This is a genomic window from Paraburkholderia gardini, from assembly GCF_907164545.1.
GTDB classification, from domain to species: Bacteria; Pseudomonadota; Gammaproteobacteria; order Burkholderiales; family Burkholderiaceae; genus Paraburkholderia; species Paraburkholderia gardini.
This window is the reverse complement of record NZ_CAJQZB010000001.1, coordinates 208093-220533: the sequence shown is the minus strand read 5'-3', so window position 1 is coordinate 220533 and position 12441 is coordinate 208093. Positions and strand designations below refer to the sequence as shown.

The 12441-nt window shown below is 62.6% G+C and carries 9 protein-coding genes; 3 read left to right on the top strand and 6 right to left on the bottom strand.

Features of this window, described 5'->3' with window-relative positions; all coding sequences use genetic code 11:
- The first annotated feature begins 17 nt into the window (after positions 1–17).
- Positions 18–1247 (top strand): cupin domain-containing protein, encoded by a 1230-nt coding sequence (locus LPA37_RS00940; protein WP_229011056.1) that lies wholly within the window; start codon positions 18–20, stop codon positions 1245–1247.
- 229 nt (positions 1248–1476) lie between these two features.
- Complete coding sequence (locus LPA37_RS27855; RefSeq protein WP_407672465.1) at positions 1477–1752, top strand: hypothetical protein; 276 nt, start codon at positions 1477–1479, stop codon at positions 1750–1752.
- 201 nt (positions 1753–1953) lie between these two features.
- Here LPA37_RS27855 and LPA37_RS00935 read toward each other — a convergent pair whose 3' ends face one another.
- From LPA37_RS00935 to LPA37_RS00925, 3 genes are all read right to left on the bottom strand, one after another.
- Positions 1954–4218 (bottom strand): ATP-dependent DNA helicase, encoded by a 2265-nt coding sequence (locus LPA37_RS00935; RefSeq protein ID WP_228977713.1) that lies wholly within the window; start codon positions 4216–4218, stop codon positions 1954–1956.
- Positions 4219–4281: 63 nt separating this feature from the next.
- Positions 4282–4500 carry a DUF465 domain-containing protein gene (locus LPA37_RS00930; protein WP_228977715.1) on the bottom strand — a complete coding sequence of 73 codons (219 nt, stop codon included), beginning with the start codon at positions 4498–4500 and terminating at the stop codon, positions 4282–4284.
- A gap of 81 nt (positions 4501–4581) precedes the next feature.
- Positions 4582–5478 (bottom strand): colicin transporter, encoded by an 897-nt coding sequence (locus tag LPA37_RS00925; protein WP_407672464.1) that lies wholly within the window; start codon positions 5476–5478, stop codon positions 4582–4584.
- Between the two features lie 267 nt (positions 5479–5745).
- Here LPA37_RS00925 and LPA37_RS00920 point away from each other — a divergent pair, with 267 nt between their 5' ends.
- Complete coding sequence (locus tag LPA37_RS00920; protein WP_229011054.1) at positions 5746–8094, top strand: Tex family protein; 2349 nt, start codon at positions 5746–5748, stop codon at positions 8092–8094.
- Positions 8095–8233: 139 nt separating this feature from the next.
- Here LPA37_RS00920 and LPA37_RS00915 read toward each other — a convergent pair whose 3' ends face one another.
- The 3 genes from LPA37_RS00915 to LPA37_RS00905 all read right to left on the bottom strand — a co-directional run bounded on the left by LPA37_RS00915 (position 8234) and on the right by LPA37_RS00905 (position 12366).
- Complete coding sequence (locus tag LPA37_RS00915) at positions 8234–10120, bottom strand: potassium transporter Kup (RefSeq protein WP_229011052.1); 1887 nt, start codon at positions 10118–10120, stop codon at positions 8234–8236.
- Between the two features lie 308 nt (positions 10121–10428).
- Positions 10429–11016 carry a phosphoribosyltransferase gene (locus LPA37_RS00910; protein ID WP_228977720.1) on the bottom strand — a complete coding sequence of 196 codons (588 nt, stop codon included), beginning with the start codon at positions 11014–11016 and terminating at the stop codon, positions 10429–10431.
- A gap of 3 nt (positions 11017–11019) precedes the next feature.
- A complete protein-coding gene (locus tag LPA37_RS00905; RefSeq protein WP_229011050.1) occupies positions 11020–12366 on the bottom strand; it encodes an adenylosuccinate synthase in 1347 nt (448 codons plus the stop codon).
- Positions 12367–12441 lie beyond the last annotated feature (75 nt).

Below are 12441 nucleotides of genomic sequence, written 5' to 3'. Positions count from 1 at the left end.
ACAACTCACATTATACGATGCCCAAGCGGCCCCTTGAACACCCGCCAGGCACGGCTTCGGCCCGAAATCTTTCGCCCATTCGACCGCCCCTGCCCGATACGCCGATAGCGCTCCTCGGCAACCTCACGCCGGCGCAATTCATGCGCCGTTACTGGCAGAAAAAGCCGCTGCTGATCCGCAAGGCCATTCCGGATATCGTGCCGCCGCTCTCGCGCGATGCGCTCTTCGAGCTCGCCGGCGACGACGATGTCGAATCCCGCCTGATCACGCACTTTCGCAACAGGTGGCAACTCGAGCACGGCCCGTTCGCACCCGATGAACTGCCGCCCGTCAAACAGCGCGCATGGACGCTGCTGGTTCAGGGCGTCGACCTGCACGACGACCGCGCCCGGGCATTGCTCGACCGGTTTCGCTTCGTGCCGGACGCGCGTCTGGACGATCTGATGATCTCGTACGCAACCGATGGCGGCGGCGTCGGCGCGCATTTCGATTCCTACGACGTCTTTCTGCTGCAGGTGCACGGCAAGCGTCGCTGGCGATTCGGCGCGCAGCGTGACCTGTCGCTTCGCGAAGACTTGCCGCTGAAAGTGTTACAGCATTTCGAACCTGAAGAGGAATGGGTGCTGGAGCCCGGCGACATGCTGTATCTGCCGCCGCACATCGCGCACGACGGCGTCGCGGAAGGCGAATGCATGACCTGCTCGATCGGCTTTCGCGCGCCGTCCACACAGGAACTGACGGGCCAGTTTCTCTACCATCTGGCCGAACGCAGCGACACGGGCGGCGACGTCCGCGAACTTTATCGCGACCCGAAACAACCCGCGGTGAATCATCCGGCGCAATTACCCGTGGCGCTCGTCGAACGGGTTGGCTCGATACTTGCGAAGGTGTCCTGGGATGCGCGTGCCGTCTCGACGTTTCTGGGCACTTATCTGAGTGAGCCGAAACCGAGCGTCGTATTCGATCCACCCGTACGGCCATTGACAGAGACGCGTTTTATCGAGCGCGCATCGAAAAATGGCGTCCGGCTCGATCGCAAGTCGATCCTGTTGTATGACGCCCGCTTTTACTTCCTGAATGGAGAAGAAAACAGACTTGCAGGTGTAAAAAAGTGGCTGATTGAACTCGCCGATAGCCGTTTCATGAGTGCGAAACGCTTTGTAACACTCTCTGACGATTCCTCGGTGACAGCACTGCTACACGAGTGGTATTGTGCGGGCTGGATACAGGTAGGCGAGCTTGCCTAGGTCCGTCTACGTGTAATACCGTACCGATAAAATTTGTATGAGAAAGACAACGTATTGACCCCGGATTTATCGACGGTCGATACGAAAGTGCATATAATTTCCGCCCAAGCCGTAGGGAAGATTCACGCTCATGAAGTGCGTCTCCACCAGCGGCCCAGGTTGGTGTTGGAGCACATTACCGGTAATATTTTGCGCTGTTGCTTACCTTTAACCATAAAAGGACGTGATCATGAAGAAATCCCTCCTCGTAGCATCCCTGTTGGCAGCTATGGCACTGGCTGCATGCAACAAGAGCAGCGATCAGGCAGCAGCCCCGGCTAGCGACGCTGCTGCTGCATCGGCTCCGGCTGCTGCAGCTTCGGACGCTACTGCTGCTGCTTCGGACGCTACTGCTGCTGCGAGCGACGCTGCTGCTTCGGCTTCGACGGCTGCATCGGATGCAGGCGCCGCCGCTTCGGACGCTGCTGCTTCGGCTGCTGAGCCGGCTTCGGGCGCAAGCCAGTAAGCTGTAGCAAAGGGTTCGCCTCTGGGTGAATGCCGTATCAGGAGGCCCACCCGGCTTCCCGGTGCGGTAAAGCAAAACGCCACGGATTCACATCCGTGGCGTTTTGCTTTGGGGACCTGCTTTTGCAGTCCGATGTTGTGTACACGTTAAAAAGCAAAAGCCGCATTACCTGAACGCGCGCTTTCTCTCATGCGTCAAGCATCAGTCAGAAGGCGAAACCGCTTCCGAGAAAAACTCACGCACCACTTCGATTTCCCGTGTGCGTTTGAACGGCGGCAGGCTTTGCCAGATACGCCGGCCATACGGTTTGTCGACGAGACGCGTGTCGCAGATCATCAGCACGCCGCGATCCGTTTCCGCGCGGATCAGACGCCCCGCACCCTGCTTCAGCGTGATGACCGCCTGTGGCAACTGGTGGACCGCAAACGGGCTCAATCCTTTCTTCGTCAACGCATCGAGCCGCGCCGACAGCACCGGATCGTCCGGCGGCGCGAACGGCAGCTTGTCGATCACCACGAGCGACAGCGCGTCGCCCCGCACGTCCACCCCTTCCCAGAAGCTCTGGCTGCCGACGAGAATCGCATTGCCATACGTGCGAAAACGCTCCAGCAATTCAGTGCGGCTCGCGTCGCCCTGCACGAGCAACGGATAATTCCAGCCACGCGATTCGATCGTGTCACGCAGCTTCGTCGCGATGCGATCGACCGCACGTAACGTCGTGCAGAGCATGAACACACCACCGCCCGACGCCTCGATGGCCGGCAACGCCGCGTCGAAAACCGCATCGGTGAAAGCCGGAGAAGAAGGCTGCGGCAGATTGCGCGGCACGTACAGCAAACCTTGCGTGGCGTAGTCGAACGGGCTCGACAGCGTCATCGAACGACGCGCGTTCAGCCCCATCTGCGCGGCGTAGTGCGTGAAGTCGCCGCGAACCGATAACGTCGCCGACGTGAAGATCCACGCGCGCGGCACACCAGCGCGCTGCTTCGCGAAAATCGGCGCGACCGACAACGGCGTTTCGTGCAGCTGAACCGTGTGCGAGAACACTTCGATCCAGCGTACTTTCTCGTCCGGATCGGTTGCGTCTTTCGGCCTGGCTTCGCTGGCCGGCTCGCGCCCGGCATCGGCCGTCGGCGTCGTCCAGCCGGCGAGAATGCCTTGCAGTTCGCGCGCGCGACGCAGACAGGCGCCGATCGATTCGGCCCGTTCCGCATGACCCGCGAGCGCGGTCGCGAGCGCGTCGAGTTCGGTCTCCAGCGTTTCGAGCGCGGCAAAAAGCGGATGATCGTCAGGCAACTGGCCGATCGACATGCGTACCGAGTCTTCCCTGAACGCGAGGCGCACGTCGCGCGCCGCGCGTTCGAGCGCGCCGCCGAGCTTCACCCATTCGACGGCGTCGCGCGCATGTCCGAGGCCTTCGGCAACCGAGTCGCGGGCGAGCTCGAGGAACTGCGCGGTCGACAACGTCTCACCGAAGAACAGCGTCGCGGTTTCAGGCAACTGATGCGCTTCGTCGAAGACGATCGTGTTTGCTGTCGGCAGCAGTTCGGCCATGCCGGTATCGCGCAACATGATGTCGGCGAAAAACAGATGATGGTTCACGACGACGATATCGGCCTGCTGCGCCTCGCGACGCGCCTGCATCACGAAACAGTCCTTGTAGTGCGGACACTCCTGACCGAGACAGTTTTCGCGCGTCGAGGTCACCATCGACCACACCTGCGCCGTTTCCGGCACGCTCGCGAGCTCGGCCTTGTCGCCGGTACGCGTGATCTTCGCGAACCGGATGATGTCCTGCAGATACGACGTTTCCTGACGCGACGGCAGACGGCCGCTGTCGGCGGTTCGCTGCAGATAGTAGTGGCAGAGATAGTTCACGCGGCCCTTCAGCATCGCGACCGACACCGGCACCGCGAGCGCGTCGCGCACGGTCGGAATGTCGCGCTGGAACAGCTGGTCCTGCAAATGCTTCGTGCCGGTCGATACGATGACCTTGCCGCCCCACAGCATCGCCGGCACGAGGTACGCATAGGTCTTGCCGGTACCCGTGCCCGCCTCGACGATCAGCGTGTTCTCGCCGCTGTCGGACGCGCTCGCGGCATCCTGCGATTGCGCGCCGTCCGCGCCCGCCGCTGCGCCAGCCGTACCGCCTGTCGACGCCGCACCCTGCAGACGCCGCGCGGGACGCTGCTGCGCCTCGAACATCGCCGGCTCGGGGAGCGCCTTGCCGGAGGCTTCCATCACGGCCGCGACGGCGCGCGCCATTTCGATCTGCGAAGTGCGCGAACGATAGCCATCGATCTGCCGCGCGAGCAGCCCGTCGGCGGCGAAAATGTCGTCGAGCTGGGTGACGCGCTTCGGGTTCAGCGTGACCGCGAGCGCACCCGTTGCGGTGCGTTTATCGCCCGGCGCGACGGCGTCGTCGCCTGACGGCTGACGGGAAGATGGAACAGACGGTGAATTCAAGGCAAGCGATTCCTGCAAAGTCCGGTGCGCGCGGGGCGACCCGGCGCCTGCCAGGTCACGCACTCAGGCGCGCGCGTCCGGTTCGAGCTGCAACTGCAGCAAGATGATGGTGTCCTTGACCTTGAGCTTGCGCTTTTTCAGGCGCTGTATCTCGAGGTCGTCGATGCCGGGGTCGTCTGACACCTTGTCGATCAGGCGATCAAGACCACTGTGTTCCGATTCCAGTTGCAGAATGCGGTCGCGAAGCGTATTCGCGTTAATGACGTGCTGATGATCGCGCATGCTCGCCTTCTCCTCCAAAGTGGCGAGGGCTGCCTCGTGCAGCCGTTCTCGCCTGAGGTTGCTGTCCGGCCCAAAAACGCGTTACTGATTCTGTTGCTGCTGTTGTTGTTGCAACTGCTGCTGCTTCAACTCGTCCTGCTGTTGCTGCTGGGCTTTTTGCTGCGCTTTCTCGGCGGCCTGCTTCTGGCGTGCCTCGACATCGGCCTTGTGCTGCGCGGCGTCGATCTGCTTCTGGTCGTAGCGCTGCGTCTTTTCAACCCGCTCCTGCGCCTTCTGGGCGCCCTGCTGTCGCGCCTCGTCGAGCTTGCGCTGATAGTCGGACTGCTTCGAATCGTAAGCCTTCTGGTTCGCCGCCGCATCCGAAGCGCTAACGCTGCGTTGCGCCTGATCGATTGCGTGCTGTTGCTGCTTCGCCTGGAACGCCTTCTCGTTCGCGGCACGTTGCGGCGCCTCGGCGTTACGCTGCGCCTGATCCAGTTCGTGCTGGCGCTGCTTGTCCTCGAACGCCTGGGCGTTACGGGCGTCGTCCGCGGCGCGCTGCGGGGCTTCCGCTTCGTCGCGGGCGCGGTTGATCGCGGCCTCTTCGTCACGCTTGCGTGCGCGCTCGACGCGCTGTTCATCGTCAAGCGCGAGCTGCTGCTTGCGGATGTCCGCCGCGACTTCGCGCATCGCGTCGCGCGCCTTGCCGATACAGTGATTCACGAAGAACGTGCTATAGCAGTTGTGCTGCGCGACTGCATACTTGTAGTTGTTCTCTTCGGTGCGCGTGTTGAGCGCTTTCTGGCGCACGTCGAAATCGTTGCTGCTGGCGTCTGGCGATCCAGCCTGCGTGCCCGGGACAGCAGACGCGGCATCCATGGCAGCAGGCGATGCAGGCGCGTTCTGTGCCTGCGCCGGCACGGCGAAAGCCAGCAACACTGCTGCGACGCACATACCGAGTGCTCCCGCCGACAGGGCCGTTAAACGAGCGGCCAGCATTGAACCCGGACGCGCCTTCACGGACAAACCGGAAAACGGACCGACCGGCGCGAAAACGCGCGGGTCACGAGGCACAGCGAACGGGAAACAGGAGATCGGCAACGTCGTAGATAGGCAACGGAACATGCCCGAAATTCTAACATCCCGCGCCTGAGCGCTCCGGCATTTATGGCAAAATGCCCCGCGTCAGCAACCGGTCGCCGTGGGTTCGCCCGACGCGGCATCTCAGGCGGCCCTGATCGAAACCCGCAGGAACACGCATACCTTATGACGGAAACCGTAGCACTCAAGATCGTACAGCGCATCGCCACCGAACTCGCCGTCCAGCCGCGCCAGGTCGCGGCCGCGGTGCAACTCCTCGATGAAGGATCGACTGTTCCGTTTATCGCTCGTTACCGGAAGGAAGTGACCGGCAATCTCGACGATACGCAGCTGCGTAACCTCGAAGAGCGACTCCTGTACCTGCGCGAGCTCGAAGAGCGACGCGCGACCATCATCGCCAGCATCGACGAACAGGGCAAGCTCACCGACGAGCTGCGCACCGCGCTCGAAGCCGCCGACAGCAAGCAGGTTCTTGAAGACCTGTACCTCCCCTACAAGCCGAAACGCCGCACGCGCGCGCAGATCGCCCGCGAAGCCGGCCTCCAGCCGCTCGCCGACGCGCTCCTCGCCGACCCCACGCTCGATCCGCAAACCGAAGCAGCGGCTTATGTCGATGCCGAAAAGGGCGTCGCGGACGTAAAGGCCGCGCTCGACGGCGCGCGCGACATTCTCTCCGAACAATTCGGCGAAACCGCGGAAGTGCTCGGCAAGCTGCGCGATTACCTGTTCAACCAGGGCGTGGTGTCGTCGAAGGTCGTCGAGGGCAAGGAGAGCGCGGAAGAAGAAAAATTCCGCGACTACTACGACTATTCTGAAACGATCCGCACGGTGCCGTCGCATCGCGCGCTCGCGCTCTTCCGCGGCCGCAACGCGGGCGTGCTGATGATCAAGCTCGGTCTCGGCGAGGAACTCGACGCGCAGGTGCCGCATCCGGGCGAAGCGATGATCGCGCGCCATTTCGGCATCGCGAACCAGAACCGCGGCGCCGACAAGTGGCTTTCCGACGTGTGCCGCTGGTGCTGGCGCGTCAAGGTGCAGCCGCACATCGAAAACGAGCTGCTGACGAACCTGCGCGACGAAGCCGAGCACGAAGCCATTCGCGTATTCGCCCGCAACCTGAAGGATCTGCTGCTGGCCGCACCGGCGGGACCGAAGGCTGTGATCGGCCTCGATCCGGGTCTGCGCACCGGCGTGAAGGTCGCGGTGGTCGATCGTACCGGCAAGGTGCTCGCCACCGACACGATCTACCCGCACGAACCGCGTCGCGACTGGGACGGCTCGCTCGCGAAACTCGCGCGCATCTGCGCGCAGACGCAGGCCGAGCTGATCAGCATTGGCAACGGCACGGCGTCGCGTGAAACGGACAAGCTCGCGAGCGAACTGATCTCCCGTCATCCGGAATTCAATCTGCAGAAGATCGTCGTATCCGAAGCCGGCGCATCCGTGTATTCGGCGTCCGAACTCGCGGCGAAGGAATTCCCCGGGATGGACGTGTCACTGCGTGGCGCGGTATCGATCGCGCGACGTCTGCAGGATCCGCTCGCCGAACTCGTGAAGATCGAGCCGAAGGCGATCGGCGTCGGCCAGTATCAGCACGACGTGAACCAGCGCGAACTCGCGCGCGCGCTCGACGCCGTGGTCGAGGATTGCGTGAACGCGGTGGGCGTCGATGCGAATACGGCATCGGTTGCGCTGCTCGCGCGCGTGTCGGGATTGAACGCGACGCTTGCGCGCAATATCGTCGACTATCGCGATGCGAACGGTCCGTTCCCGTCGCGCGAACATCTGCGCCGCGTGCCGCGCCTCGGCGACAAGACGTTCGAGCAGGCCGCCGGCTTCCTGCGCATCAACGGTGGCGAGAATCCGCTCGACCGCTCTTCCGTTCACCCGGAAGCGTATCCGCTCGTCGAACGCATGCTCGCGAAAATCAGCAAGCACGTCGGCGACGTGCTGGGCAACCGCGAGGCGCTCTCGGGCCTGTCGCCGACGGAATTCGTCGACGACCGTTTTGGTCTGCCGACCGTGCGCGATATTCTCTCCGAACTCGAAAAGCCGGGCCGTGATCCGCGCCCCGAGTTCAAAACGGCCACGTTCCGCGAAGGCGTCGAGAAGGTTTCCGATCTCGTGCCGGGCATGGTGCTCGAAGGTGTCGTGACGAACGTCGCGGCATTTGGCGCGTTCATCGATATCGGTGTGCATCAGGACGGCCTCGTGCACGTGTCGGCGATGTCGACGAAGTTCATCAAGGACCCGCACGAGGTCGTCAAGGCCGGTCAGGTCGTGAAGGTGAAGGTGCAGGAAGTCGACGTGAAGCGTCAGCGCATCTCGCTCACGATGCGTCTCGACGACGACTTCGCGGCCAGCTCCGTGCCACGAAGCGGCGCCCAGCAGGACCGCGGCACAGGCCGTCCGGGCGGCGGTGGAGCGGGCGGTGGGCGCGGGCAGCAGCAACGCTCGCGCGACGCGGAGCCCGCTGGCGCCATGGCTGCTGCGTTCGCCAGGCTGAAGCGTTAAGCCCGACGGGCAGGTGTGCGGCGCTGACGCGGGTCACTCGTGGCTCGCGTCATTTCAACCGCACCTGCATCAGACACAAAAAAGCCCACATCCGCGTGGGATTTTTCTCGTTCACCGTGCGGCCAACGCCGCGCGACGTTCAGATCTCGATCTTCGTTCCCAGTTCGACAACGCGATTCGCCGGAATGCTGAAGAAGTCGGTCGGTTTCGCGGCGTTCTGATGCATCCACGCGAACACGCGTTCGCGCCATACCGACATGCCAGGCAACTGCGTCGGCACAACCGTTTCACGGGCGAGGAAGAACGACGTGTCCATCAATTCAAACGTCATGTCATGCGTCCGGCCGACATCGAGCAGCACGGCCTTCACGTCCGGCGTTTCGTTGAAGCCGTAGGCTGCCTTGACAAGATACAGCCCGCCTTCAAGATCCTTCACGGTCACACGCTCTTCGTCGTTCACATACGGAATGTCACGCGTGACGAACGTCAGGAAAATCGTGCGTTCGTGCAGCACCTTGTTGTGCTTCAGGTTGTGTAGCAGGCTCACCGGCACGAGCGTATCGCTGCCCGTCAGGTAGATCGCGGTACCCGATACGCGATGCGGCGGATGCGCAAGCAGCCCCTGCAGGAACGGCATCAGCGGAATACCGTCGGCGGCCGTGCGTTCCTTGACGATCATGCGGCCCTTGAACCACGTCATCAACAGGAAGAACAGCAGCGCGCCGATGCCGAGCGGCAGCCAGCCGCCCTCCTCGACCTTCAGCAGATTCGCGCCGAAGAACCCGAGATCGACCGTCATGAAGGCCGCGATGATGAGCGCGACCAGCAACTTGTTCCAGTTCCACACCTTCACCATCACGACGCACGCGAGCACGGTCGTGATCACCATCGTCGCGGTCACGGCAATACCGTATGCCGCCGCGAGGTTGTCCGAACTCTTGAAGCTGATCACGATGCACAGGATGATGAAGAGCAGCATCCAGTTCACGACCGGCACGTAGATCTGCCCGATCGCCAGTTCCGACGTGTGCAGGATCTTCATGCGCGGCACGTAACCGAGCTGGATCGCCTGGCTCGTCAGCGAGTAGGCGCCCGAAATCACCGCCTGCGATGCGATCACCGTCGCGACCGTCGACAGGATCACGAGCGGCAGAAGCGCCCAGTCGGGTGCGAGCAGGAAGAACGGATTCTCGATTGCTTTCGGGTCGTGCATCAGCAGCGCACCCTGCCCGAAGTAGTTCAGCACGAGCGAAGGCATCACGAGCGCATACCAGGCCACCCGGATCGGCTTCGCGCCGAAGTGGCCCATGTCGGCGTAGAGCGCTTCGGCACCGGTCAGCACCAGCACGACCGAGCCGAGCACGACATACGCCTGCAGCACGTGCGCCGACATGAACGAAAACGCGTAGTACGGATTGAGCGCGGCAATGACGCCCGGCGACTGTACGATGTGCGTCAGGCCGAGCGCGGCGATCGTCAGGAACCACAGCACCATGATCGGGCCGAACAGGCGCCCGACGAGCGCGGTGCCGTGCCGCTGGATCCAGAACAGCAGAATCAGGATGACGATGGTGAGCGGCATCACAAGATGCGACAGTTTCGGCGCCGCGATCTGCAACCCTTCGACCGCGGACATCACCGAAATGGCCGGCGTGATCACCGCGTCGCCGTAGAACATGCACGCGCCGAAAATGCCGAGCATCATCAGCATGCCGGCCGCCTTGCCCGATTGATCGAACGATCTTAACGAGAGCGCCATCAGGGCCAGCACACCGCCCTCGCCGTTATTGTCGGCGCGCATCACGAACAGCACGTATTTGACGCCGACGACGATCACGATCGCCCAGAACAGCAGTGAGATGACGCCAAGAATGGATGCGTCGGTGAGCGGAATCCCGTGCGACGGGGAGAACGCCTCCTTAAGCGAATACAACGGGCTCGTGCCGATGTCGCCGAAGACCACACCGATCGCAGCGATAGCGAGAGAAGGCAGAGGCTGCCTGCGCCCGTGGTTGGTATTTGTCATAAACGCGGAAAATCCGTTCCTGATCGGAAAAGCGAGCGCTATTCTAAACTGGCCGTCGTAACCGACCGGCCGGCATGTTGCGGATACACCACGAGGACCGTCCGCGCAGTGTAGCATCGCCCTAAAGGCGCGTCTGTCCTCGCTGAAACACTTTCCGGCGCGTGCCGTGAACGACCGGCTGCGCCATCGGAGCGCCCCGAGCAACCGCAGCCCCTGGCCGCTCGTTCAGTGGGCGCGTCAAAAAAAACGGAGCCCTCGCAGGCTCCGTTTCTATGCGACACACCATGTCGTGATCGCCTGCACTGTCATCACGCCTTCAACACGGTGTCCTGTGCGGTTCCGCGCTTGATCCACGCGCCGAGATTATGCGGACGAACCGTGTCCCATTCCTCAAACGGCTGATGGATCCACGGATTCGTCGGCAGATACTGCACGTGATAATCGGGTGTCACCTTCGAACAGCCCTTGTACCACAGCACGGCCGAACGCACCGCCGTGATGGCCGGATAACGCTCCTTCAGATGCTGCTGCACGCGCGCCAGCGTCACACCGGAATCGACCAGATCGTCGACGAGCAGCACATTGCCCGACAGTTCGCCGCGCGTCATCGTGATGTACTGCGCGATGTCGAGTTCGCCCTGCTCGGTACCGGCTGCCTCGCGATACGAACTCGTGGCGAGAATGGCCAGCGGCAGGTCGTAAATACGCGACAGCTGGTCGCCGACGCGCAGACCGCCGCGCGCGAGGCACAGGATCTTGTCGAACTTCCAGCCGGACTCATGTACGGCGAGCGCCAGCAATTCGATCAGACGGTGATACTCGTCCCAGCCGACCCAAAGATTCTTTTCATCGTTGCGAGGATCTTTCATCGCAATCATGGGCACACCCTGCGTCATGACTTAAGCCTCGAACGGATGACGAAGAAGAATGGTTTCGTCGCGATCCGGACCGGTGGAAACCATGTCGATCGGCACGCCGGCCACTTCCTGCACACGCGTGAGGTACGCGCGTGCCTTTGCGGGCAGCCTGTTCCAGTCGGTGATGCCGATGGTGCTTTCCTTCCAGCCGTCAAACGTCTCGTACACCGGTTCACAACGGGCGACTTCCGACGCACCGCGCGGCAGGATATCGGCGTCCTTGCCGTCGAGCTTGTAGCCGACGCACAGCTTGACTTCGTCGACACCGTCGAGGACATCGAGCTTCGTGATGCACAGGCCCGACACGCCGTTGATCTGGATCGAGCGACGCAGTGCGGCGGCATCGAGCCAGCCCGTACGGCGCGGACGACCCGTGACCGAACCGAATTCCTTGCCGACCGTGGCGAGCGTGAGGCCGATCTGCTCCTGACGGTTCGCGTTATCGGCGTCGTACAGTTCGCTCGGGAACGGGCCCGAACCGACGCGCGTGCAATACGCCTTCGTGATGCCGAGGATGTAGTTCAGCTTTTGCGGACCGACGCCCGCGCCCGACGTGGCCGCACCGGCCACGCAGTTGCTCGACGTGACAAACGGATAGGTACCGTGATCGATGTCGAGCAGCGTGCCTTGCGCACCTTCGAACAGCAGGTTGTGGCCGGCGTGATTTTCGTCGTAGAGACGCCGGGACACGTCGGTGACCATCGGCTTCAGACGGTCTGCATAGCCCAGCATCATGTCGAGCGTCTGCTGGAAGTCGACTGCCGGCGCGCCGAGGTACTGCGTCAGCACGAAGTTGTGGAAGTCGAGGTTTTCGCGCAGGCGTTCAGCGAACGCTTCCGGCTCGAACAGATCCTGCACGCGCAAGCCCCGGCGTGCGACCTTGTCTTCGTAGGCCGGGCCGATACCGCGCCCCGTTGTACCGATCTTGCCCGCGCCGCGATGCGCTTCGCGCGCCTGGTCGATGGCGATGTGATACGGGAGGATCAGGGTGGTGGCTTCGGAAATGAACAGACGCTTTTGAACATCCACGCCTGCGGCTTCGAGTTCGCCGATTTCCTTGAACAGCGCTTCCGGCGACAACACGACGCCATTACCGATGTAGCACGCAACGCCGGGATGCATGATGCCCGACGGAATCAGACGCAAGATGGTTTTCTTGCCGCCGATGATGAGCGTGTGGCCGGCATTGTGACCGCCCTGGAAGCGCACGACGCCCTGGGCGTGGTCCGTCAGCCAGTCGACGATCTTGCCCTTGCCCTCATCACCCCACTGGGTTCCCACGACGACGACGTTGCGCCCGGGGTTCACATTCACTGCGCTGGCAGACATGTTGTTTCGTAAGCTGGTTAAAAACGTATTCTACCGATATTCGCGGAAGGTTCCGGATTTTTTCCGTTTCCACTC